The sequence below is a fragment of the Priestia sp. JNUCC 25 genome (genome assembly GCF_053667915.1).
The window spans coordinates 4,414,433-4,439,248 of sequence record NZ_CM132211.1; the positions used below are offsets into that span (position 1 = coordinate 4,414,433).

Consider the following 24,816-nt stretch of genomic DNA (forward strand, 5'->3'; position numbering starts at 1 on the left):
TCCATAAAAAAAAGAAGGCTGCGATAGCCTTCTTTTTATTCATCACCTACGCGGCGAATCTTAATATCACTTAATAATTCATTGATAACATGACCGCCCATAATTAATCCTGCTACAGATGGAACAAAAGCATTAGAAGATGGAGGCATTTTCGCTTTGCGAATTTGCGCTTGATCGTTTCCTACTTCTTTACGAACTTCTTCGCGAATAACGATTGGACGTTCATCAGAAAAAACGACGTTAATTCCTTTGCGAATTCCTTCTTTACGCAGACGAGTACGAACTACTTTTGCAATTGGATCTGTATGTGTCTTTGAAATGTCTGCAATTTTAAAACGTGTTGGATCCATTTTATTCGCAGCACCCATACTTGAAATAATTGGAATATCACGTTTTAAACATTCTTTCATTAAATGAATTTTATACGAAATCGTATCGGATGCATCCACTACGAAGTCCGGTTTGTAACTAAAGAACTCTTCATATGTTTCTTCCGTATAAAACATTTGAAGAGAAACGACGTCACAGTCTGGGTTAATATCTAAAATACGCTTTTTCATTAATTCTGTCTTGGGCTGACCTACCGTAGAAAGCAGCGCGTGAATTTGACGATTTACATTGGTAATATCAACATCGTCTTTATCTACAAGAATTAAACGCCCTACTCCTGACCTAGCCAAAGCCTCAGCAGAAAATGACCCTACTCCCCCTATCCCTAAAATAGCAACTGTGCTGCCTTTTAAAGTAGCTAGCCCTTCTTTTCCTATCGCCAGCTCATTACGCGAAAACTGATGCAACATGTTAAAACACTCCTCTATTAAATACACCAACGTGTATGATTAATTCAAATAAACAACGAAATTGACTATACCATATTTTTAGCAAAACGAACATGAGCATTCGTTATTTATCCATAAAAAAACTCTATGCAAATAATTACATAGAGGATTTCTTATATGTATGCTAGTCCCGATCGTGCCGTCTCGAGTGCCTTCGTTTTGAACCCGCTCTCGGCAGGTGGGTGCTCTGCTTTAACCATTGTAAGTCCTCGAGATGAGGCATGTACGCTCGTTAAAAACTCCGAGCTCCCAAGCAAAAAATTGTTCGGTCAAAACTGGATTAAGGACGAACACATCAGGACTATTTAGTTCTTGAAAGTATCTTATCACAGAAAAAATCACTTTGCAATTAATAAGTAAAACAAAAAAATCGAGCCTGTCACGTTCCAGTGACAGGCTCGATTTAACGGACGGTTCAATCGATTACGCTTCTGTTTTTTGCTTTTTTACCTGCAAATGCAGCTCGTCTAATTGCGCTTCACTTACTTCACCAGGTGCGTTTGTTAATAGACAGCTTGCACTTGCTGTTTTAGGGAAGGCAATTGTATCACGCAAGTTTGTGCGTCCTGCTAGAAGCATAACCAAACGGTCAAGACCTAACGCAATTCCGCCGTGAGGAGGAGTACCGTATTCAAATGCTTCAAGTAAGAAACCGAACTGCTCATATGCTTCTTCTAATGTAAATCCAAGCGTTTTAAACATTTTTTCTTGAATATCACGCTCGTAAATACGTAAAGATCCTCCGCCAAGTTCGTAACCATTCAATACTAAGTCATATGCTTGTGCACGGACTTGTCCAGGATCGCTTTCTAACATTGGTAAATCTTCACGAACTGGCATTGTGAATGGATGATGAGCCGCGTAGTAACGGTTGTCTTCTTCGTCATGCTCAAGAAGAGGCCAATCTGTTACCCATAGGAAGTTAAATTTCGTTTCATCAATAATTCCTTGTTCTTTTGCAAGCTTTAGACGAAGAGCGCCAAGTGCATCTGCTACAACTGACTTTTTATCAGCTACAAATAAAAGTAAATCTCCTTCTTCCGTTTGAAGAGCTTCAGCAAATTGCTTTTGCTCATCTTCATTGAAGAATTTTGCAATCGGTCCTTTTAAGCCGTCAGCTTCAACTTTCAGCCATGCTAACCCTTTAGCACCGTAAATTTTCACGAACTCTGTTAGAGCATCGATATCTTTACGTGAATAGCTAGAAGCGGCACCTTTTACGTTAATTGCTTTTACTTCTCCGCCGTTTTCAACTGCTGCGCTAAATACTTTGAACCCGCAGTCTTTCACAAGCTCTGATAAGTTGACTAGCTCCATTTCAAAACGTGTATCCGGCTTATCTGAACCGTAGCGACTCATCGCTTCATCATATGACATGCGCGGGAAAGGCGTCGTTACATCTAAATCTTTTACACGCTTCATTACTTTAGACATCATTTCTTCCGTCATTGTCATGATGTCCTCTTGAGATAAAAATGATGTCTCAATATCGATTTGAGTAAATTCAGGCTGACGATCTGCACGCAAGTCTTCATCGCGGAAGCAGCGAGCAATTTGATAATAACGCTCAACTCCGCTTACCATTAGCAGCTGCTTAAAGATTTGCGGCGATTGAGGAAGAGCATAAAACTCCCCTTCGTGCACGCGGCTTGGCACAAGATAATCACGCGCGCCTTCTGGCGTACTTTTCGTTAGAATAGGTGTTTCAACATCTAAAAAGTCATTTTGATCTAAGAAGTCACGAATTGTTTTTGTAATGTCATTGCGCATTTTAAGCGTGTTAAACATCTCAGAACGTCGAAGGTCTAAATAACGATATTTTAATCGAACATCTTCTGATACTTCCGTTTGATCCGCAATAGCAAAAGGAGGTGTTTTGGCTTTGTTTAATACCGTAATCTGCTCAGCGTGAACTTCAATTTTACCTGTTTTTAAGTTCGGGTTAACGGTTCCCTCTTCACGAGCCACAACAGTTCCTTGCACTTCCAGTACGAATTCATTACGTACATCTTCAGCAATTTTTAGCGCTTCAGCAGATTTTTCAGGGTTAAATACAACCTGTACAACTCCGCCGCGGTCGCGTAAATCAATAAAGATTAATCCCCCTAAATCACGGCGTTTTTGAACCCATCCTTTTAATAGAACTGTTTCGCCAGTTGCTTGTTCTGTTACATCTCCACAGTAGTATGAACGTTTTGTCATCATGGTTCCCCCTTATACTTGTTGTTGCAAATAGCTGACCAATTGATCAATTGATACTTCTTGCTGTTCGCCAGATTCCATATTCTTTACGTTTACAACTTGTTTTGCTAGCTCATCGTCACCTAGAACAACAACAAATTTTGCTTGTACACGATCAGCTGCTTTGAACTGAGCTTTCATTTTTTTATCTTGATAATCTTTATCGGCTACAAAGCCTGCGCGTCGAAGCGTATTTACAATTGAAACGGATTTTTCTTTTGCTTCATCGCCCATGGTTACTACATAGCAATCTACGCCTGTTTCTACCGGAAGCTCAATTCCTTCTGCTTCCAATGCAGATAATAAGCGTTCGATACTTAAAGCGAATCCGATACCCGGTGTTTCAGGTCCGCCGATTTCTTGAATCAGCCCATTATAACGGCCTCCGCCACAAAGAGTTGTAATGGCGCCAAATCCTTCTGCTTCACTCATTAGTTCAAATGCTGTGTGATTATAATAATCTAACCCGCGTACTAGCGTCGGATCTACAACATAGTCAATGTCTAAATCGGTTAAGTACTGCTGTACTTTTTCAAAATATTCTTTTGAATAGTCGTTTAAATAATCAAGAATAGACGGCGCTGTAGCCATCAGCTCATGGTCACGATCTTTTTTACAGTCTAAAATACGAAGAGGATTTTTCTCCAATCTGCTTTGGCAGTCGCTGCAAAACTCTCCAATGCGAGGTGCAAAGTGGTCAATAAGCGCTTGACGGTGAGCTTGACGACTTTCTGTATCTCCTAAACTGTTAACAACCAACTTTAATTTTTTCAATCCAAGCGATTGGTAAAAGCTCATTAACAGGGCAAGAACTTCAGCATCAATAGCTGGATCATTTACCCCTAATGCTTCTACGCCAAACTGAACGAATTGACGGAAACGTCCCGCTTGAGGTCGTTCATAGCGAAACATAGGACCAATATAAAACAGCTTTGTTGGCTGCGTTGGATTTCCAAACATCTTATTTGAAACAAATGATCGTCCAACTGCAGCTGTTCCTTCTGGACGAAGCGTTAAGCTGCGGTCACCTCGATCTTTAAATGTGTACATTTCTTTTTGCACAATATCTGTTGTTTCTCCCACTCCGCGCAAAAATAATTCAGTGTGTTCAAACATTGGTGTACGAATTTCTTGGTAGTTGAACGCACGGCAGATTTCTCTTGCTCGCTGTTCAACAAACTGCCAATATTCTACTTTGCCCGGTAAAATATCTTGTGTGCCTCTAGGTATTTGAACTGACATAACGTGATATGCCTCCTATTTTTAAAATTTACAATACAAAAAAACTCTCGCCTCTACTATTTTTCCATAGTAGGGACGAGAGTTAATCTCACGTGGTACCACCCTAATTGAAACATATGACATGTTTCCACTCATTTCGTTAACGCACGAACACGTTCATCTCCTACTAAGTTTCCCTTTTCAGAGTGAAGCCTCCTGAGTGTTCTTTCATAAAGTCATCATGTAGAAATGCTTTCAGCCTAAGACATTTCCTCTCTAGCCATGTGTCATCTTTACTACTTTTCTCGATCTTTGGCTTATCAATATAAAAATGTTATACATTCATTTTAATTTAGCAATTGCTTTCTATATTACGAATGAAATGAGCAGTTGTCAAGCACCTTTCATGTTAAGAGCGGTCTAATTGTTTTCTTAGTTTCTGAATATCTCGAAGCGTTAAACCAAATTCAGAAGCCAATTCAAGGGATGAAGCTTCACTTTCTCTGTCAATAAAATCATGAAAATGAATGCCAAATACCGGATTTACCTGCTGAAATGATTGTTCACCTTTTTCACTAAACTTCATCGTTTCTTCCTCCCTGCCTACACTTACTTATCCTTTTATTAGCATTGCCCAAAAAAGATGTTTTTACATAAGAGAAAGGATTTTTTTTATTTTCATCGAATACTCTATTTTGTTATAAAAAGGAGGTCTATCTATTCGCCATCTAAACATGAAGTCTGTATCTGTTTTGGCTGCAAGTATCCTTTTATTACTGTGCTCTTCCTCATTTGAGCGCCCAAATGTACCGGTCCATCAACCCATTATTGTAACAGCTGACTCTCTTCATGTACGGAGCGGTCCAGGACGTTCATTTTCAATTACAAATAAATTGACGAAGAATACAAGACTATCCGTTTCAGACCGTCAAGGAGATTGGTATTATGTAGAAAGCTCGGATATTCAAGGATGGGTGTTTAAAAAATTCACGAAAACCGTAGCGCTTCGCAGCGTTCAGCCTAGCATGCAGGTAGCGCAGCGTGAGCCTGTTTATACGCTGAGTAAAAGCTTGCGGCACCTAAAGGGCAAAACAATTATTATTGATGCAGGCCATGGAGGAAAAGACAAAGGAGCCATCGGCACACAGGGCACATATGAAAAAGACCTCACTCTCCGAACAGCACTTATTTTACAAAACAAACTTCAAAAAGAAGGCGCACACGTCATTTTAACCCGCACCCATGATGAGTACCTTCTACTTTCACAGCGCACGCTGCAATCGACTAAAGCAGATGCTTTTATAAGCATTCACTACAACAGTACGAACAGCTCACAGCTAACTGGCCTTATGACGTATTATTACCATCAGCATCAGGACAGTCCACTCACACATTCTATTCATCAGTCCCTTATTAATCATGCAAAATTGAAAGACAAAGGAGAACGTTTTGGAAACTATTATGTTCTTCGCGAAAATACACGTCCGAGTACATTAATTGAACTGGGCTTTTTAAGCAACGAACGGGAAGAAACGTATATTAATTCCATCAGTTATCAGCAAATGATTACGTCCGCTATCGCTGAAGGATTAAATCACTACTTTCAAAGCAAAGAAAAAACGCAGACTCATCTGTGAGCCTGCGTTTTTTCTTTGCTTTCTACAATAAGCGTGACCGGTCCGTCATTTGTAAATGATACGTCCATCATTTCACCAAATGCGCCGGTTTCTACTCGAACATTTTTTTCTGATAATACTTTATTAAAATAGTTGTAAAGCGTTACAGCATGATCTGGCCTAGCAGCTCCCATAAAGTTTGGTCTTCTGCCTTTTCGGCAATCTCCGTACAGCGTAAATTGAGATACCGATAAAATTTCTCCTTCTACATCTAGAAGCGACAAATTCATTTTGCCAGACTCATCATCAAACACTCGCAAATTCACAATTTTATCCGCTACATACTCTGCATCAGCTTCAGTATCGTCATGGGTAATGCCCACTAAAAGCATATATCCGTGCTTAATCTCACCGACCGTCTCACCTGCAACAGTTACTTTTGCATTCTTTGCTCTTTGTACGACTACTCTCATTTATAACGACCTTTCTTAATGCATAATTCGGCGAACTGAATAAATGTCTCGAAGCTGCTTAATGCGCTCAACCACTTTATGAAGGTGACTGATGTTATGAATAGAAATTGACATATGAATCGTAGCCATTTTGTTTCGGTCCGATTTTCCTGAAACGGCTGAAATATTCGTTTTAGTCTCGTTTACAACCTGCAGAACTTCATTTAGTAAGCCTCTGCGGTCGTATCCGGAAATTTCAATTTCCACGTTAAACTCTTTGCCTTCTTTAATATGTGTTTCCCACTCTACAGGAATAAGGCGGCTTTCAGCATCATCTGTGTGAACGTTTAAACAATCTGCTCTATGAACAGATACTCCTCGCCCCTTTGTAATAAAACCAACAATCTCATCTCCAGGAACTGGATTACAGCATTTAGACAAGCGAATCAGCATGTTCTCTACACCCGGTACGATAACCCCGGAATCTTTTCGTTTATGCTGGCGAACACGCTTAGCCGCAGTATCGCGTGCAATATCATCAATTTGGATCTCTTGTTCTTGATCGCGCTGCTTTCTCCACTTCTCGGTTAAACGATTAGCTACTTGAGCCGCAGTTAATCCGTTATACCCAATAGCTGCATACATATCATCTTCGTTTGAGAAATTAAACTTCTCCGCTACTCGTTTGATATTATCAGCTGTTAATACTTCTTTTAAGTCAAACTCCATTTGACGAATTTCTTTTTCAACCAGCTCTTTGCCTTTTTCAATATTTTCATCGCGGCTTTGCTTTTTAAAGAATTGGCGAATTTTATTTTTGGCTTGAGACGTTTGAGCAAGCTTTAACCAGTCCTTGCTTGGACCATACGAATGCTTAGACGTCAAAATTTCGATAATGTCCCCCGTTTTCAAACGGTAATCAAGCGTAACCATCTTGCCGTTGACTTTTGCTCCAATGGTTTTATTTCCGATTTCAGAATGAATACGATAGGAAAAATCAATTGGAACAGAACCCGAAGGAAGCTCAATGACGTCGCCTTTTGGCGTAAAAATGTAAACCATGTCAGAAAACAAATCAACTTTTAGAGATTCCATAAACTCTTCTGCATCGTTTGCGTCATTTTGAAATTCTAAAATTTCTCTAAACCACGTCAACTTTTCTTCAAATGAAGCATGCTCAGCTGTTTTTCCCTCTTTGTAAGCCCAGTGAGCAGCAATTCCATACTCAGCAATTTGGTGCATGTCAAACGTTCGAATTTGAACTTCTAACGGATCACCTTTTGGTCCGATAACCGTCGTATGAAGAGACTGGTACATATTTTGTTTTGGCATTGCAATATAATCTTTGAAACGTCCTGGCATTGGCTTCCAGCACGTGTGAATAATTCCTAACACCGCATAGCAGTCTTTAATGCTATTTACAATAATGCGCACAGCTAGTAAATCGTAAATTTCATTAAACTGCTTGTTTTGCAGTGCCATTTTACGATAGATGGAATAAATATGTTTTGGACGTCCTGAAATTTCAACTTTAATCGACACTTCATCTACTTGCTCTCGAACTTCATCAATAACTTCAGCCAAATACTGCTCGCGTTCCGCACGCTTTTTCTTCATCAAATTTACAATGCGATAATATTGCTGAGGATTTAAGTAACGTAAAGCTGTATCTTCAAGCTCCCACTTAATTTTTGAAATACCAAGACGATGAGCAAGAGGAGCAAAAATTTCAAGCGTTTCATTTGAAATGCGTCGCTGTTTTTCCTGCGGTAAATGCTTTAGCGTACGCATATTATGAAGACGATCCGCAAGTTTGATCAGTATGACTCGAATATCTTGAGCCATTGCTACAAACATCTTGCGGTGATTTTCAGCCTGCTGCTCTTCTTTAGACTTATATTTAATTTTTCCCAGTTTCGTTACGCCGTCTACTAACATTGCTACTTCTTCATTAAAAGCTTTTTCTAAATCTTTTAGTGTTATCTCTGTATCTTCAACCACATCATGTAGAAATCCAGCTGCAATTGTTGCTGGATCCATATCTAGATCAACTAAAATTCCTGCGACTTGAATCGGGTGGATAATATATGGTTCACCCGACTTGCGATATTGTTCTTTGTGAGCTTCTTTTGCAAAATCATATGCTTTTTGTACAAAAGCCACGTCTTCTTCATTTAAATATCGCTTCGTATTGTCAATGACCTGTTCCGCTGTTAGGACTTGCTCATTTGCCATGAAATCACCTTTTATCAACTAGCATTTTTAATTCATATTGTAACTATTATCTTGAAAAAATCCAAGGATGTAAAGCCTTTGCGTTTAATTTATCAAATTTACATCATTTCCATTTTACGTATTAACGTTTTTTAACGAAAAAAGAGCACCTGTATCAGGTACTCTTTTTTATGTGATCGTTCTTCTTAATACGTCATTAATGTGAATACATCGTAACCGTCTAGTTTGTCACGGCCGTCAAGGTAAGAAAGTTCAATTAAGAACGCAGCTCCAACAACAATTCCACCTAATTCTTCGACAAGCTTAATTGTCGCTTCAATTGTACCGCCTGTTGCTAATAAATCATCTGTAATCAACACGCGCTGACCTGGCTTAATTGCATCTTTGTGAATCGTTAATACGTCTTTACCGTATTCTAAACCGTAATCTACTTTGATTACTTCACGCGGTAATTTTCCTTCTTTACGAACAGGTGCAAAACCGATACCTAACGCATATGCTACTGGACAACCAACAATAAATCCGCGAGCTTCTGGCCCTACAATAATATCAACTTGTTTATCATTCGCATATTTTACAATCTCATCCGTTGCGGCACGGTATGCATCACCATTGTCCATTAATGTTGAGATATCTTTAAATGTAATACCTGGTTTTGGCCAGTCAGGTACAATTGTAATATAATCTTTAAAATTCATTCTAATGTTGCCTCCTCATTCAATCGAACGCTTAAAAATATCTTGAAATTGATTTTTAAGCTGTACATATGACGTATAAATAAAGTTTTTTTCTATTTCAATCTGCTGCTGCTTTTGGCGATAAGTCGCAGATTCTATTAAATCACGTTTCGCAGAATTTTTCACTAACGAAATTAAGCCATTGTTTATTGTAACAAATTCTAACTCAAAAAACACCTTTGCCATAAAATCAATCGTTTCTTTTGACCAGCCCTTATGAATCGCTAAATCTTCTTTGTAGCGTTTTAAATCAAATGGACCCTTTTTCGCTAAAAAGCCGTAAAACCATTTAAAATGATCGCGAGTTGGGATTGTATCAAAATAATGGTCTTCTTCCGTTAAGAAAATAGCGTATATTCTAGAAGGGATACCTTGGACAAACAAACATTCAAGCCATTTCCGTGAAAGAGGCAAATCTAATAAAACGATCTGTTCCCCTGCAAACATACATGCTTTTGCCTGTTCTTCATCTTGAATAAGAACAACATGCTCCATCGGCAGCAGCGACTTATATTTATCAATTGTTGAAGCATGAAAAGCAACAACTTTCATTTGATCCGTAAATACCTGCTGAAAGAAACGTTTGACATCAACTGCACTGCGATAATCAAACATCTGCCATTCATCTACAGAAATATCTTCCACCATCAGCTGCGGCTTGCGCATATTATTCCACTCATTAATAGATAGTTCACCTACTAATGATACTTTAGCTATAGGAGATACTTCATCTAATATATAGCCTAACCCAAATCCTACTGCATCAATCGATACACCGCTGTCTTCAAATACGAGTTTTAAATGATTTTTATTAGCACCAATTTTCCGCATAGATGTTGTATGAACATCTTTAATGAGAACTTTTGGCTTCGGGTTATGCATACCAAATGGAGCAAGCGCACTCATTTGTTCAATGTTTTCCAGCGTAATTTCCTCTGTTGTGCATACTGTATCAACTGATGTAATTGGAATAAAATCCTGTTCGGTTAACACGTTGCTTGCTTGTTCATTAAGACGTCTGCGCAGCTCTTCTACATCATCTCTGTTTAATGTCATGCCGGCTGCCATTGGATGCCCTCCAAAATGCGGCAAAATGTCACGGCACTTAGATAAGTTCGCGAATAAGTCAAAACCTTCGATACTTCTTGCTGAACCTTTGGCAATACGGTTTTCAGAGTCAATACTTAGTACAATTGTTGGTCTATAGAATTTTTCTACGAGCCTAGAAGCGACAATTCCAACAACGCCTGCATTCCATCCTTCTCCCTCTACAATAAGAACGCTGTTTTCATCCGGAGGATACATACTCTCAACAAATTCAACGGCTTCTTCTGTAATATCGTTTACGATTTGCTGCCTTTCCTTGTTTAACGCATCAATTTCTTTAGCTAAACCTTTTGCCTCTTCAGCATTTGTCGTCATAAGTAAATGAACAGCTGGATCGGCATCTTGAAGACGTCCTACTGCATTAATGCGAGGAGCCATCGCAAATCCAATTGTATCCTCATTAATTTCTTCACGTTTTACTCCACATACGCTCAGCAGCGCTTCAATTCCGGTGCGCTTCGTGAGCTTGAGATAATCAAGACCTTTGCGAGCAATTAAGCGGTTTTCGTCGACTAAAGGAACTAAGTCAGCAATCGTCCCAATTACTGCTAGTTCTAACAAATGTTCCGGAAGCTCCCCTAACAGCGCATGAGCGAGTTTAAAAGCCACTCCTACACCTGCCAGTTCTTTAAATGGATATGTACTTCCCGGCAGCTTTGGATGAATAATTGCATAAGCATCCGGTAAAACCGGCCCCGGCTCGTGGTGATCAGTAATAATTAAATCAAAGTTTAATTCACGTGCATACGCAATTTCTTCGACTGCCGAAATACCTGTGTCTACCGTAATCACCAGCTGATAGCCGCCTGCGCTTATTTTATCAAATGCCGCCTTATTCGGCCCATAACCTTCTGTAAAACGATTAGGAATATAAAAATCAACATCAGCGCCAAGCTGCTGTAAAGCAGATAACATAACAGAAGTGCTGCTGACGCCGTCAGCATCGTAATCTCCATAAATCATAATTTTTTCATTATGATCAATTGCTTGCTGAATACGAGCCACTGCTTTGTCCATATCATGCAATAAAAACGGATCGTGGAACGTTTGTGCATCAACGTGTAAAAACTCACGTGCCGCTTCTACTGTTGTCATGCCTCTATTAAGTAATAACGAAGCTACTAGAGGTGTAATATTGAGGTTTTCTACAAATTCATTAACAAGTTGTTCATCACATTCTTGAACATTCCAACGTTTTTTTGACTGTAACATGTCTCTTCACCCCTTAACCCACATTATTATACTAGAGTGGATGAAATGGAGCAACGAAAGAAAATAAGCACATTTTTCTGACAGTACGGCTTGAATTTTAACGCACAAAAAAACGTGCGAACACTTCGCACGTTTTTGAATTACTTGCTTTCTACTTCTTTTTGTTCCTCACGCTTCAACTGTTTTCCTTTCCACACAAGCCATAGCTGAGCAGCAATAAACACAGATGAATATGCACCAAGGATTAAGCCTACTAACAGGGCAATTGAGAAGTTTTGAATCGATTCACTTCCGAATAGAAGAAGTGCTACAACTGCAATTACAACTGTTAACACGGTGTTCATTGAACGAGTAAACGTTTCACGCAAACTTAGATTTACGATAAACGCCAAATCGTCAAACGATTTGGATTTAAATTTCTGCATATTTTCACGAATGCGGTCAAACGTAACGATCGTATCGTTAATTGAGTAACCAACAATCGTCAAGACAGCAGCAATAAACGTTAAATCAACCTCTAACTTCGTTAAACTAAAGACCGTAACGATAAAGAACGCATCATGCAACAGGGCAAGCACGGCTGCAAGCGCCATGTAAAATTCAAATCGAATCGTTACATAAATGATAATTCCGATTGAAGCAATTACAATCGCCATCATTGCATTTTTCGCCAGTTCTTTTCCTACTGTCGGTGAAACGGTGCTTACATTTGGTTCAGAACCGTATTTATCTTTAAAGTGATCTTTTAAATTGGCAATTTCTTTTTTATTCAAGACCCCAACTACACGTACGACACCCGTATCATTACTTTTCCCTGTAATAACTACGTCATCCGTTTTGATATCGAGAGACTTCATTTCGCGCTGTATCTCAGCCTGCGTAACGGTATGATTTGCCGGAATCTCTATGCGAGTTCCGCTCGTAAAGTCAATACCGAGGTTCAGCCTGAACACAGCAACCGAGATAATACCGATAATCACAAGCACGCTTGAAAACGTGAAAAATGCTTTACGGTATTTAACAAAGTCAATTTTATCCCACGCTGTAGGTAAAACGGTTGTGCCGTCATCTTTGCTTAAATCGTGAATTTGCTCTTTCTTCACGCCAAAGTAGCCTGGTTTTTTATCAAACCAGCGGCTGTTTACTAAAAGACTCATTAGTAAACGAGTACCATAAACAGCAGTTACAAAGCTTAGCACAATCCCGATCATTAACGTTGTGGCAAATCCTTTTACTGAACTTTGACCATAAAAGAATAATACAAGAGCCGCTAACATCGTTGTAATATTGGCATCAAAAATGGTCGCAAGTGAACGACGATTCCCTGCCCGGTAAGCCGATATAACAGACCTTCCTGTTTTCAGTTCATCTTTAATCCGCTCGTAGGTAATGATATTCGCATCTACTGCCATACCTACACCGAGAATAAGAGCCGCAATACCTGGAAGCGTCATAACCACGTGCATCCAGTCAAATACCACTAAGTTTAAGTAGATATAAAAACTGAGTGTAATAACGGCAATAAGCCCCGGTAAACGATAGAAAAACAGCATGTAAAGGAAGATAATTCCGATGCCGATAATACCCGCTAATATAGTCGTATGAAGAGCTTCTTCTCCAAACTGTGCTCCAACGGATGTAGAGTATAACTCATCTAATTTAACCGGCAGCGACCCGGCATTTAGCAATTCCGCCAGCTGCGTTGCACTTTTCACTGTGAAGTTGCCACCTGAAATCTCAACGTCTGGCTGTGTTAACACGCTGCTAACAGAGGCTGCAGATAGATACTTCGGATTTTGTTTTGTCGCTTCTTTTTGGTACGAGTCTTTTCCTTCTTCATAATCCAGCCAAATGACAATTAAATTGTTAGGTGCTGGTTTTTGAGAAAGCTCTCGCGTGATCTTTTCAAATTTTTTCGCATTTTTTAACTTTAGTGAGACGCTAGGCTGATTGCTTTGGTCAAACGATTGCTTTGCTCCGCCTTGCGCTAAGTCTGTACCATCCATCAGCACCTTATCGTTCACGTCACGGAACGTTAAGTTTGCTTGAGTTGATAACAGATCCCTGGCTTGCTTTTGATTCGTGACACCAGCTAGCTGAACGCGGATGCGGTCGTTTCCTTCAATTTGAATGCTGGGCTCACTCACTCCCAGTACATCGACACGTTGACGGAGCGCTTCAACCGTGCTGTTAAGTGCCTTTTTGTCAATGACATCGCCTTTTTTAGCTGGACTGACTTTATATAAAATTTCAAATCCACCTTGAAGGTCGAGGCCAAGTTTAATATCTTTTGTAATTCCAGTCATCGTTGTTCCGATTGTACTAAACACAAGCAGTACTAAGAGGAAAAAGGCAACGATACGTCCTCTTTTAACCATCGACAGAAAATCCTCCTTCTTATGTAAAAAACATGAAATGATAACAATAGATAAATGACCAATCTAATTATCATTCATAACCTAATGTCTGTCAAATAAAGACCTTATCAAATTTTAATACATGTATTTTACAAGCTCTACTTTAATAATTCTTTCCAGTCTTCTCCATTATTAACACTTGAGAACATATCAGATTTATAAGATTCAATTGTTACATAACTCATCACCTGCGTGATCTTAACAGATAAGATATCATTTACAACTTGATGGAGAGATAGCTCCCTTTCTTTTTTCCATTTTTTCATTTCTAAATAACTCAATAAATCGTTCTCCGTTACTTCTTCATATCCAAGCATATGAAATTCTTCCATTTTGCTGGATAAGACAGGCTGTATAAGTTCTTTCGAAGCTGAAATAAATGGATGTGTCATATCGATCCTCCTTTCCGTTTGACATTTTGCGTAAAATTTCTTTCTCGTATGAGGAATACTTGTCATGCTTGGACACCGGGGGCGCATATATTCACTGTATAAACCTCAAGAAAGAGTGAGTATATGTCTAAATTTTTACAGGGAACTATTATTTTAATAATTGCTGGCTTAATTACACGTGTACTCGGGTTTGTCAATCGAATTGTGGTGGCTCGAATGATTGGAGACGAAGGTGTGGGACTTTATATGATGGCGGTCCCCACGCTGGTATTAGTAATCACCTTAACACAGCTTGGGCTACCGGTTGCCATATCCAAGTTAGTGGCAGAAGCAGAAGCTTTAGGTGACAGGCATAAAATAAAAAAAATACTTGTCGTCTCTTTAAGTATTACGTGTACGCTGAGCATTTTATTTACGCTCGGACTAATATTATTCGCTCCCGTTGTAGCAAAAACCTTCTTTACAGATTCACGTACGATCTATCCGCTGCTTGCGATTATTCCAGTTATTCCAATCATCGCCGTCTCGTCTGTCATCCGCGGATATTTTCAAGGAAAGCAGCAAATGAAGCCTGCCGCTTATTCTCAAATTATCGAACAAGTCGTGCGCATTACGTTAATTGCCGTATGTACAAAAGCATTTTTGCCTTATGGAATTGAGTACGCTGCGGCTGGCGCTATGCTATCTTCCGTATTTGGAGAACTAGCTTCACTGTTTTATATGGTGTTTATGTTCAAGCGAAAGAAGAAAATAACGGTAAGACGAAAATTTTTTGCTTCTTTACATGCGGGCAAAGACACGTTCTTTGATTTAATGCGAATCGCTCTTCCCACGACAGGAAGCCGCATGATTGGGTCAATTTCTTGGTTTTTAGAACCGATTGTAGTAGCTCAAAGTTTAGCAATTGCAGGAGTAGCGACAGCTGTAGCAACGAAGCAGTATGGAGAATTAACAGGCTTTGCACTCCCTCTCCTGATGCTGCCTTCTTTTGTAACGGTGTCTCTATCCACTTCTTTGGTTCCCGCAATCAGTGAATCTCTTGCACAGAATCAAATGAAACAAATCGAATATCGGCTTCATCAAGCTCTCCGCTTGTCGTTTGTAACAGGCGGACTGGCCGTTGTTGTTCTTTATGTATTTGCTAATCCGGTAATGGAATTGATGTATGGTTCTGACAAAGCTGCTATTTTTGTCAAAGTAATGGCGCCTTTTTTTATCTTTTATTACTTTCAAGGGCCGCTTCAAGCTGTTCTGCAAGCGCTAGACCTTGCAAAAGCCGCCATGATTAACAGTTTTATAGGAGCAGCGGTCAAAACATCTCTTATCTTCTTACTCGCAACTCAGCCCAATCTAGGCATTATGGGAGCTGGTCTTGCAATTGTTGTTGGAATGATGCTTGTCACTCTTTTACACCTGTCTACCGTCATGAAACAAATTACGTATAAGCTTCATGTGTTTGAGTATCTTCGCAGTTTTTCTGTAATGGGAATATCAGGTTTTACCGGACACTTCGCTTATATGAACCTTTTCACTTCCATCCCTTTGAGCTTACGAACCGTTTTATCGATTGCACTTACAAGTTTTGTATACGTACTGTTTTTGCTGCTTTTTAGACTGATAACAAGAGAAGAATTAAACCGTTTTTCTGTTTTACGCTATTTTAAACGAAAATAAAACGCGGAGCAATCCGCGTTTTATTGTTTCACATCTACCAAATCTATAAAAAATTTTCCTTTGTCGTAGCTACAATATGAAATCTTATCTAAGTTTGAATACCCTAGCTTTGCCAGCTCTGTCCTTAACCATTCCGTCGTTTTATGTTCATGCAGCAGATGCTCTTCTTGAATAATGCCGTCAATGATAAAAGGCAAATTCAAATTGCCTTTTTCACCTGATTGCTGATCTTTTTCAAACACGGATAGCCTTCCTGAAGATTCTAAAATAGCAAATTCAACATCAGCTACATTTTTTATATTTTTATCTCGCAGCTGCACGAGCAAATCATTGAAGTTATATCGCTGCCTTTTCATTTCATGTTCGTTTATTTTTCCATTTTCAATAATAATGCTAGGCTTTCCATCAATAAAATTTCGCATTCGATTGCTTTTAAGAGACCATATAGCTAAGCCAATTTGAATAATAAGAAGCGTTAACATCGGAAGAATTGAATGCAGCAAAGGATCTTTTGGGTTTTCAATAGCCATTACTGCCATTTCAGCAATCATAATAAAGACCACTAAATCCAATATGCTCAGCTCCCCTATTTCCCTTTTACCCATAACGCGAAAAATAATTAAAACTACTACATATAAAAGAACGGTTCGCGCAACCATGATCAACAACTCCACCGCAAAGACCTCCTTTATGTATTCCCTTGTAGTTTGTACCATTTATTTTAAAATAGCCTTACTTTTACGCGTCTATTTTGAAGGTCTCTCGAATATGCTCGTACTAAGGGTTCACCTATCTTTTTATTTCATGAGGGGGAAACAAGTTGGGTGCAAAACGAATGAGCAACGCTGTATTTGCAGGAGTGGCAACAGTCTTGGTGATGGGTTTAGCAATTAGCATTATCTTTTCGCTTATTTTAAAATTTACATCGGTTGAAGAACAGTCGGTCCGTTTATTTTTACTTATTCTCTCATTTATCACACTGTTTATCGGAGGATTTATCGCGGGAGGACGAAACGGCTCAAAGGGACTTCTTGTTGGAGGAGCCACTGGTGTTTCTTATTCTTTTTTAATGTTTTTACTACAATTCCTCGGCTATAGTCACCTGTTTTCTGCACAGCAGCTGTTATTTCACGCTGGATTTATTGGAGTCGCTATTCTCGGGGGAATTGTTGGCGTAAACATTGCCGGTTCACGAGAAGCATAAAAAAACGTCACGTACATGTACGTGACGTTTTTTTATTAATCTACGCTTCTTACTTCACGAATAGCATTGCGATCAAACGTTAATTTTGAACCGTCAGTGCTGCGAACCACAACTTGTGACTCATCAATTGCGTCTACCAAACCGTGCATACCGCCAATTGTAACAACCTTATCACCTTTTTTAAGTGCTGATTGCATTTGCTGTACGTTTTTTTGACGTTTTTGCTGTGGACGGATTAACAAGAAATAGAAAATGACAAACATTAAAAGTAATGGCCAAATATTTTGTAAAACACCCATGAAAACTCCTCCTTTTATTTATATTATCAACAGGTACTCATTCATAAATTTGATGAAAATTCCTGTAGTGACCTAGAAATTCTTTGCGTCCGGGCCGTTAAACCCATATTTTTCAAAGAACTCATCGCGGAAATCGCCAAGTCGGTCTTCGCGAATGGCTTCACGGACTTGCTCCATTAAGTTTAGCAGAAAATATAAGTTATGGTAAGATGTTAAACGAATTCCAAACGTTTCATTGCAACGAATTAAGTGGCGAATATACGCTCTTGAATAATTTTGACATGTATAGCAGTCACAGTTTGGATCAATCGGACCGAAGTCTTCTGCATATTTTGCATTTTTAACAACAAGACGACCTTCGCTTGTCATAAGCGTTCCGTTACGTGCAATACGCGTTGGTAATACGCAATCAAACATATCGATCCCGCGAATCGCTCCATCAATTAACGAGTCAGGTGATCCTACTCCCATTAAATAACGTGGTTTGTCGGTTGGTAAGTATGGCGTCGTAAACTCAAGCACACGATTCATTACATCTTTTGGTTCTCCAACTGACAGGCCTCCCACAGCATAACCTGGGAAGTCCATTGAAACTAAATCAGCTGCACTTTGACGACGTAAATCTTCAAACTCTCCGCCTTGAACAATCCCAAAAAGACCTTGGTCTTGAGGGCGGCTGTGAGCCTCAAGGCATCGCTCTGCCCAGCGGCTTGTGCGTTCAACTGAACGTTTTAAGTAGTCATATTCTGCTGGATAAGGTGGACATTCATCAAATGCCATCATAATATCAGACCCAAGCGCATTTTGAATGTCCATCGCTTTTTCTGGAGATAAGAAAAGCTTGTCTCCATTCAAATGGTTGCGGAAATGAACTCCTTCTTCTTCAATACGGCGCAAATCACTTAAGCTAAAAACTTGAAAGCCGCCTGAATCCGTTAAGATGGGACGATCCCAGTTCATAAATTTATGAAGGCCTCCCGCTTTTTTAACAATTTCATGACCCGGACGAAGCCATAAATGATACGTATTACTTAAAATAATGCCTGCTCCCATTGCTTTTAAATCTTCCGGAGACATTGTTTTTACTGTAGCTAATGTGCCTACTGGCATAAAAATAGGCGTTTCAAATGAGCCGTGAGGCGTATGGACAATCCCTAAACGCGCTCCTGTTTGTTTACAAGTTTTTATATGTTCGTAACGAATTGCTGTCATTGATGTATTCCTTTCATGTTAAATTACAAAATTAGCATCGCGTCGCCGAAGCTGAAAAAGCGATACTTCTCTGCTACAGCTTGTTCATAGGCAGAAATGACGTTTTCCCTTCCTGCTAAGGCACTTACAAGCATAATGAGCGTAGATTTTGGAAGGTGGAAATTTGTAATCATTCCATCAATTGCTTTAAATTCATACCCTGGGAAGATAAAAATATTGGTCCAGCCTGAAGAAGCAACAAATTTGCCGTTATGCTCAGTTGCAATCGTTTCAAGGGTACGGGTAGAAGTTGTGCCTACTGAAATAATGCGACCGCCTTTTTCGCGTACGCTGTTTAGTAAAGCAGCGGTTCCTTCACTCACTTGATAAAACTCTGAGTGCATATCGTGCTCTTCTAAGTCGTCAACGCTGACTGGACGGAATGTACCCAATCCGACATGAAGCGTTAAAAATGCAATATGCACACCTTTTTCTTTTAACTGTTCAAGCATCTCTTCTGTAAAGTGAAGACCTGCTGTTGGCGCTGCTGCAGAACCTTGTTCGCGAGCAAAAACCGTTTGGTAGCGCTCTTGATCATCCAAGCGTTCTTTAATATAAGGCGGCAGCGGCATTTCTCCCAGTTGTTCCAACACCTCATAAAAGATGCCTTCATAGTTAAATTCTAACAAACGTCCGCCTTGGTCGCTCGTTTCTTTACATACAGCTGTCAGACGTCCGTCACCAAACGAAATAACCGTGCCTTCTTTTACTCGCTTAGCCGGTTTTACAAGCGTCTCCCACGTATCGCCTTGTGTTTGTTTTAAAAGCAATACTTCAATATTAGCACCTGTATCTTCTTTTGTCCCAAATAATCGTGCAGGAAGAACACGCGTGTCGTTTAACACTAAACAATCTCCTTCTTGCACATAATCAAGAAGGTCATGAAACATATGATGTTTCACACTTCCTGTTTCCTTGTTTAATACCATGAGTCTTGACGCATCTCGCTGCTCAAGCGGCGTTTGGGCAATCAATTCTTCTGGTAAATGAAAATCAAATAAATCTACTTTCAAAATGTTCACCTGTTTCTACTTAATTATTTAAATTTGCCAATTACATAAAAAATAAGTGATAACACAACGCTTACTAGAATACATGTCACAATCGGGAAATAAAAGGTTGTATTTCCTTTTTTGATAAAAATATCGCCAGGAAGCTTGCCAACATACTGCCATAATAGCCCAATGACGACTAAAATGCCCCCTAATGTGATAAGCATCTTAGGCATATCATTCACTGATCAGGCACCTCCAGCTGAAAATGATCATAAACCAAAGGCGTCACAATTCGTCCTCGCGGCGTTCGCTGCAAAAAGCCGATTTGCAATAGATACGGCTCGTATACGTCTTCAATTGTGTGAGACTCTTCACCAATAGTAGCCGATATGGTGTCTAACCCTACAGGTCCGCCCCTAAATTTTTCGATAATCCCTCTTAATAATTTATGGTCAATATGATCAAGACCTAAACGGTCCACCTGCAACATTTCTAATGCTTCGTTGGCAAGCCTTTCGGTTATGGCTCCGTCTCCTTTGACCTGAGCAAAATCTCTGACTCTTCGAAGCAAGCGATTCGCAATACGCGGGGTTCCCCTAGCACGCCTAGCCATCTCAAACGTAGCTTTCTCATCAATCTCTACATCTAAAATAGCGGCTGTCCTTTCTACTATCGAAGCAAGATCTTCTTCTTGGTAATATTCTAAACGGCTTAAAACGCCGAAGCGATCACGCAAAGGAGAAGATAAAAGCCCTGCTCTTGTCGTTGCACCTACTAGCGTAAACGGAGGCAAATCCAGACGGACGGAACGTGCACTCGGTCCTTTTCCAATAACAATATCTAAACAGAAATCTTCCATTGCTGGGTATAGTACTTCTTCAACCGAACGATTTAATCGATGAATTTCATCAATAAAAAGCACATCTCCAGGCTCTAAGCTAGTTAAAACTGCGGCTAAGTCTCCTGGACGCTCAATAGCCGGTCCTGAGGTCGTTCGGATTTGCACGCCCATTTCATTAGCGATAATAGTAGCAAGAGTTGTTTTCCCCAATCCTGGAGGACCATATAAAAGCACGTGATCTAACGTTTCGCTTCGCATTTTGGCAGCTTTAATAAAAATGTCAAGATGGGATTTTACTTTATGCTGACCAATGTACTGCTGTAAGGTTTGCGGCCGCAAACTTTGCTCGATGATTTCTTCTTCACCAAGAACATCTCCCGTTACAATACGATCGTCCATTTTACTCCTCCCTTACTTATTGTTTCAATAATCGTTTTAACGCTTCTTTAATATACTGATCCGTTGTCATCGTTTCCTTCATTAAAGCCGGAACAATTTTTTTGATTTCTCTTTCTGCATAACCTAATACTTTCAGTGCTTCAATCGCTTCATCGAGTGCTTCTGAACTTTGAGATTTGACTTCTTGTGCGTCCAAATCTGCAAATAAAGAAGGAACGGCATCTGGTACAATATCATGCAGTTTTCCTTTTAAATCTAGAATCATCTGTCGAGCTGTTTTTTTACCTACTCCTGGAAACTTAACTAAAAACTTCTCGTCTTCCTCTTCCACAGCTTGGACAACCTGCGCTGGATTACCTGACGCTAAAATAGCTAAACCGCCTTTTGGGCCGATTCCTGACACGCTAATTAACTTCATAAATAAATCCTTTTGTTCTCGGGAAGCAAACCCGTAAAGTGCAATTACGTCTTCTCTTACATATTGATAGGTGTAAACCGTCTTGGGTTGTTCATCAATTGAAAATACATATGGATTCGGCGTAAAGACTTGATAGCCTATCCCGTTGTTTTCGATTACTACATACTCAGGATTTATATATGTAACGGTGCCTTTGATATAATCAAACAATAAGCTCTCTCCTTAATCACGTACGCGCGGGCAGTGATCTTCAACTTTGCCTACGAAGAATCCTGCCCGCATCGTTCTCTATTTTCCTTTAAAGCTGCTTTTTAAAAAGACGTTCAAGAGAACGTTTGCCTCTTTTCATCTTTGTCAACCTATTTTTACAATAGCTGTAAAAAATAGAACCGCCCACTTCTATTGATGAATGACCTTTTAAAATATATACAATACTAGACTGCTGAATACCATTTTAACATATCGCCAAAAGCAAATAGAAGCAATTTAGAATGTTGAATTCAATAATTATTTTACCATACTAAAAAACGGCTACTTGATTGAAAGCGGCCGCTGCTGGAGCTGATAGATTTTATAGAAATTAATGTGAGAAAGATATTCATCTTTTGATTGAACGCGAATACCTTTCTTTAATTGTTCATGCTGATAACTCTCAAGCCTTTTGATGTCAATTTGAAAAAACGACTGTATAATGTGCTGCGACGAAGCTGGTTTGCCTTCAAATGCTGAGAGAATACCGTTAACAGAAAGCCCTACATAACCGTTTTCTTTTAAAATAGGTGAAATATCGTCTATGCTTGTTCTAAAAACTAGCTCTTGATCCGTTTCTTTAAGCAGTCGCCAATTTTTATATTTTTTCATTAATTGTTTTTTCGTCATAGAAGGGCTTTTGATCATCTCTTGACTTACGACTCCATCCACATACACGCGCTCAAGAAATAATGTCATCGGCTCCTTTTCATTCGCATCTGCACGGTATGGCATTATACAAAGCACAATACTTACTAGCATTAAAAAAGCTGCTTGATGAATGACTTTCTTCACTCACCTTCACCTCACACGTTAATCATACTCTTTTTAGTATTATCTAAAAAGGTTTTGTGAAAATCTACACTAATAGTTTGACCTACTTATTTTCTTTTATCCTCTTATTTTATGAAGCAAATCCCTTTTACGATATTATGTTAAGAAAACATGGAGTATTTGTTACATTTGCACACTATTTGTAAAATTTTCTCTTGAACGTTTTAATTAAATTTTCGAAGGGTATGTACATAGTGGAAGTAATTGTAAGGACTTCTATTATCTATTTTCATAAAAAGGGAGCTGAAGTAATGAGAATGAATAAACGTGTAGTCGGAACTTTTTTTTCAGAGAAAGAAGCTTTAGATGTTATCCATAATTTAAAGCGTCAAGGTTATCGAGAAACAGACATTATGGTCATTTCTAACAGTAAAAGCAATACATTTCAAATAGGTCACGATACAAATGTAATTATTGAAGCTGGTTCACCTGCCGTAAGTTCATTAGCTGGCGTCATGATGGATAACTTTTTTACCATGATGACAGGCGGCATGGGGCTCAAACAAGGAAACGGCTTGAAATCAAAATTAATCCGCATGGGCATACCAGACTTCTCAGCCGTGCAGTGCGAGACAGATGTAGCTGCTGGTAAAATTCTAATCTTGATAGATGCCGTAAGCTCTGAACAAACTCCAGCGTACGGAACCTATACGGAACACAACGAGCATAGAGCCGTCCAACTACGTGAAGAAAAATTAGATGTCTTAAAAGAACGCGTCCAAGTCGGTGAAGTAAAACTCCACAAAAAAGTAATAGAGGAAGAAAGAACTGTACACGTTCCTGTTACGAGAGAAGAGTTTTATATTGAACGTCGCCCTGTAGTTGACGGAGACTATAACGCTGGGCCACTTACAGAAGATGAAATTATTCGTGTTCCAATCATGGAAGAACGAGTAGAAATAACCAAAAGACCAGTTATTGTTGAAGAAGTAATTATAGGAAAAAAACTTATTCAAGAAACAAAAGAATGGACTGAAACGATTAAGAAAGAAGAAGCAAGCGTAGAACCTGATGGACTCGCGAGCCCTGAAGTATACGAAAATATGATGAACTATACAGACCATACTTACGCTCAAGTTTCTGCAGCTCTAGCAAGCGACGTGGAAGCTGAATACGAAAATAGTCAGACAACTAACAACGAGAAGCCAAACACACAAGCTAATGAGACAAGCTCTTCTGCAAAAAATGTTAAAAATACAAAGAGTGTCGCTACGGCACCAGCAGATACGAAAAAAAGAGAAGGTCGCCTCAAACAAAATGAAACTAACGCTCAAAAGGAAGAAGCGGAATCCAAAACAACAAACAAATCTGCTTCTAACAAGAAAAATTAATAGTTACATGTTCGAGGAATAGCTGCCTGGCTTCAATGGCAGCTTTTTTATATGTCTTCTCATCAAAAAAACAGCCGTCCTTCACAGACAGCTGCTTCTTCATTTAACGATGTTTATGATTGACATTCTCATCGACTGATTCAAATAGACCATTGAAATTAGTTTGAATCGTATTTCGGTCTTTTCCATTTCGAATATCGTCATCAAGAGAGCGAGCGTTCATAAATACATCATGATCTACTTTTACTTGAACATTGTAGTCCTTTGCAATAGGCTTTACTTTATCGAGCACGTTTTGTTTTAAACGGCCGTTATTTATGTCTTTGGCCGGATCCACAGCAACTAATAGCTGATCTCCACGGACAACGGCGCGACTATTTTCTACACCTTTAACACTTGCAGCCCGATCAGCCACTTTTTCCGTAAAGTCTCTTGGATAATCTTCACCATAATACATATTAGCAACGCCATTTGTACGATCATTTGTATTATTGATGTTTCCATAAGGGTTTGTCGGATTGTCAAAACGTCCATCACTTACGTTTAACGGATAATTAGGTGTTCCATTCCCATCTAAAACTTCAGTCATTGGACCTTTCGGATTATCTACGCGATGTTCATTCGCTTTTTCATTTGTATGATACCCAACAGGCTGTGTCGTATCTGTATAGCGCTGTTCCATACCTTGGTCTTTGTTATTGCAAGCGCCAAGTCCCATCATACATGCAAAAGCTAAAGAAGTTGCTACATACCTATTCAACATAATCGCCCCCTAATTTAAGCTCTATTTACTCTGAGCTTACTATTAGGATTAAAAGACGAGGCGTTTCTTATTCGATGAAGTGTTTATAA

23 protein-coding genes, 1 other RNA gene and 1 other annotated feature are annotated in these 24,816 nt (G+C 39.3%); of the genes, 4 read left to right on the forward strand and 20 right to left on the reverse strand.

The features are described from left to right. Positions 1–35 precede the first annotated feature (35 nt). The 5 genes from JNUCC25_RS23210 to JNUCC25_RS23230 form a co-directional block, all read right to left on the reverse strand. The gene (locus JNUCC25_RS23210; RefSeq protein ID WP_013059302.1) at positions 36–800 is read right to left on the reverse strand and encodes a tRNA threonylcarbamoyladenosine dehydratase; all 765 of its coding nucleotides are present in this window, start codon (positions 798–800) and stop codon (positions 36–38) included. Between the two features lie 162 nt (positions 801–962). Then, positions 963–1,144, reverse strand: a non-coding RNA gene (ssrS, locus tag JNUCC25_RS23215) — 6S RNA. Between the two features lie 118 nt (positions 1,145–1,262). Then, entirely contained in the window at positions 1,263–3,041 is a 1,779-nt protein-coding gene (gene aspS / locus JNUCC25_RS23220) for an aspartate--tRNA ligase (protein WP_013059303.1), read from the reverse strand. Positions 3,042–3,053: 12 nt separating this feature from the next. After that, positions 3,054–4,322 carry a histidine--tRNA ligase gene (hisS, locus tag JNUCC25_RS23225; RefSeq protein WP_013059304.1) on the reverse strand — a complete coding sequence of 423 codons (1,269 nt, stop codon included), beginning with the start codon at positions 4,320–4,322 and terminating at the stop codon, positions 3,054–3,056. A gap of 68 nt (positions 4,323–4,390) precedes the next feature. Continuing rightward, positions 4,391–4,623 (reverse strand) — a binding site (T-box leader). A gap of 87 nt (positions 4,624–4,710) precedes the next feature. Further along, the gene (locus tag JNUCC25_RS23230) at positions 4,711–4,887 is read right to left on the reverse strand and encodes a hypothetical protein (protein ID WP_013059305.1); all 177 of its coding nucleotides are present in this window, start codon (positions 4,885–4,887) and stop codon (positions 4,711–4,713) included. Between the two features lie 166 nt (positions 4,888–5,053). On the opposite strand from JNUCC25_RS23230, the gene JNUCC25_RS23235 reads away from it, so the two are divergent. After that, a complete protein-coding gene (locus JNUCC25_RS23235; RefSeq protein WP_223268964.1) occupies positions 5,054–5,938 on the forward strand; it encodes an N-acetylmuramoyl-L-alanine amidase in 885 nt (294 codons plus the stop codon). On the opposite strand, the gene dtd is transcribed toward JNUCC25_RS23235, so the two are convergent. The 6 genes from dtd to JNUCC25_RS23265 all read right to left on the reverse strand — a co-directional run bounded on the left by dtd (position 5,929) and on the right by JNUCC25_RS23265 (position 14,469). Then, a complete protein-coding gene (dtd, locus tag JNUCC25_RS23240) occupies positions 5,929–6,390 on the reverse strand; it encodes a D-aminoacyl-tRNA deacylase (protein ID WP_013059307.1) in 462 nt (153 codons plus the stop codon). The genes JNUCC25_RS23235 and dtd overlap by 10 nt on opposite strands. 15 nt (positions 6,391–6,405) lie before the next feature. Continuing rightward, a complete protein-coding gene (locus JNUCC25_RS23245) occupies positions 6,406–8,604 on the reverse strand; it encodes a RelA/SpoT family protein (RefSeq protein WP_013059308.1) in 2,199 nt (732 codons plus the stop codon). Positions 8,605–8,789: 185 nt separating this feature from the next. After that, the gene (locus JNUCC25_RS23250) at positions 8,790–9,302 is read right to left on the reverse strand and encodes an adenine phosphoribosyltransferase (RefSeq protein ID WP_013059309.1); all 513 of its coding nucleotides are present in this window, start codon (positions 9,300–9,302) and stop codon (positions 8,790–8,792) included. A 15-nt stretch (positions 9,303–9,317) separates the two neighbouring features. Further along, a complete protein-coding gene (recJ, locus tag JNUCC25_RS23255) occupies positions 9,318–11,660 on the reverse strand; it encodes a single-stranded-DNA-specific exonuclease RecJ (RefSeq protein WP_454222514.1) in 2,343 nt (780 codons plus the stop codon). 140 nt (positions 11,661–11,800) lie between these two features. Beyond that, positions 11,801–14,038, reverse strand: coding sequence for a protein translocase subunit SecDF (gene secDF / locus JNUCC25_RS23260; RefSeq protein WP_013059311.1), 2,238 nt, complete (start codon positions 14,036–14,038; stop codon positions 11,801–11,803). A gap of 137 nt (positions 14,039–14,175) precedes the next feature. Next, on the reverse strand, positions 14,176–14,469 hold the full coding sequence (locus JNUCC25_RS23265; RefSeq protein ID WP_013059312.1) for a post-transcriptional regulator: 294 nt from the start codon (positions 14,467–14,469) through the stop codon (positions 14,176–14,178). Between the two features lie 123 nt (positions 14,470–14,592). Between JNUCC25_RS23265 and spoVB the strand changes: the two genes are divergently transcribed. After that, on the forward strand, positions 14,593–16,143 hold the full coding sequence (gene spoVB, locus JNUCC25_RS23270) for a stage V sporulation protein B (RefSeq protein ID WP_029320125.1): 1,551 nt from the start codon (positions 14,593–14,595) through the stop codon (positions 16,141–16,143). 20 nt (positions 16,144–16,163) lie between these two features. On the opposite strand, the gene JNUCC25_RS23275 is transcribed toward spoVB, so the two are convergent. Further along, on the reverse strand, positions 16,164–16,817 hold the full coding sequence (locus tag JNUCC25_RS23275) for a DUF421 domain-containing protein (protein WP_029320123.1): 654 nt from the start codon (positions 16,815–16,817) through the stop codon (positions 16,164–16,166). A 146-nt stretch (positions 16,818–16,963) separates the two neighbouring features. Between JNUCC25_RS23275 and JNUCC25_RS23280 the strand changes: the two genes are divergently transcribed. Continuing rightward, on the forward strand, positions 16,964–17,347 hold the full coding sequence (locus tag JNUCC25_RS23280; protein WP_013059315.1) for a TIGR04086 family membrane protein: 384 nt from the start codon (positions 16,964–16,966) through the stop codon (positions 17,345–17,347). A 35-nt stretch (positions 17,348–17,382) separates the two neighbouring features. Here JNUCC25_RS23280 and yajC read toward each other — a convergent pair whose 3' ends face one another. The 7 genes from yajC to JNUCC25_RS23315 all read right to left on the reverse strand — a co-directional run bounded on the left by yajC (position 17,383) and on the right by JNUCC25_RS23315 (position 22,594). Next, positions 17,383–17,646 (reverse strand): preprotein translocase subunit YajC, encoded by a 264-nt coding sequence (gene yajC, locus JNUCC25_RS23285; RefSeq protein ID WP_013059316.1) that lies wholly within the window; start codon positions 17,644–17,646, stop codon positions 17,383–17,385. A gap of 72 nt (positions 17,647–17,718) precedes the next feature. Continuing rightward, positions 17,719–18,858, reverse strand: coding sequence for a tRNA guanosine(34) transglycosylase Tgt (tgt, locus tag JNUCC25_RS23290; RefSeq protein WP_013059317.1), 1,140 nt, complete (start codon positions 18,856–18,858; stop codon positions 17,719–17,721). Between the two features lie 23 nt (positions 18,859–18,881). Next, positions 18,882–19,910: a tRNA preQ1(34) S-adenosylmethionine ribosyltransferase-isomerase QueA gene (queA, locus tag JNUCC25_RS23295; protein WP_013059318.1), complete on the reverse strand. Its 1,029-nt coding sequence runs from the start codon at positions 19,908–19,910 to the stop codon at positions 18,882–18,884. Between the two features lie 23 nt (positions 19,911–19,933). Beyond that, entirely contained in the window at positions 19,934–20,134 is a 201-nt protein-coding gene (locus tag JNUCC25_RS23300; RefSeq protein WP_029320121.1) for a DUF2905 domain-containing protein, read from the reverse strand. Further along, positions 20,131–21,132 carry a Holliday junction branch migration DNA helicase RuvB gene (ruvB, locus tag JNUCC25_RS23305; RefSeq protein ID WP_013059320.1) on the reverse strand — a complete coding sequence of 334 codons (1,002 nt, stop codon included), beginning with the start codon at positions 21,130–21,132 and terminating at the stop codon, positions 20,131–20,133. The genes JNUCC25_RS23300 and ruvB overlap by 4 nt, the downstream gene beginning before the upstream one ends. Before the next feature lie 16 nt (positions 21,133–21,148). Further along, a complete protein-coding gene (ruvA, locus tag JNUCC25_RS23310) occupies positions 21,149–21,760 on the reverse strand; it encodes a Holliday junction branch migration protein RuvA (protein ID WP_013059321.1) in 612 nt (203 codons plus the stop codon). Between the two features lie 321 nt (positions 21,761–22,081). Beyond that, the gene (locus JNUCC25_RS23315) at positions 22,082–22,594 is read right to left on the reverse strand and encodes a BofC C-terminal domain-containing protein (protein ID WP_377262359.1); all 513 of its coding nucleotides are present in this window, start codon (positions 22,592–22,594) and stop codon (positions 22,082–22,084) included. A 290-nt stretch (positions 22,595–22,884) separates the two neighbouring features. On the opposite strand from JNUCC25_RS23315, the gene JNUCC25_RS23320 reads away from it, so the two are divergent. Further along, positions 22,885–23,964 (forward strand): YsnF/AvaK domain-containing protein, encoded by a 1,080-nt coding sequence (locus JNUCC25_RS23320; protein ID WP_013085108.1) that lies wholly within the window; start codon positions 22,885–22,887, stop codon positions 23,962–23,964. Positions 23,965–24,067: 103 nt separating this feature from the next. Here the strand turns inward: JNUCC25_RS23320 and JNUCC25_RS23325 are convergent, their stop codons facing one another. Then, positions 24,068–24,727: a YhcN/YlaJ family sporulation lipoprotein gene (locus JNUCC25_RS23325; protein WP_013059324.1), complete on the reverse strand. Its 660-nt coding sequence runs from the start codon at positions 24,725–24,727 to the stop codon at positions 24,068–24,070. Positions 24,728–24,816: the final 89 nt, after the last annotated feature.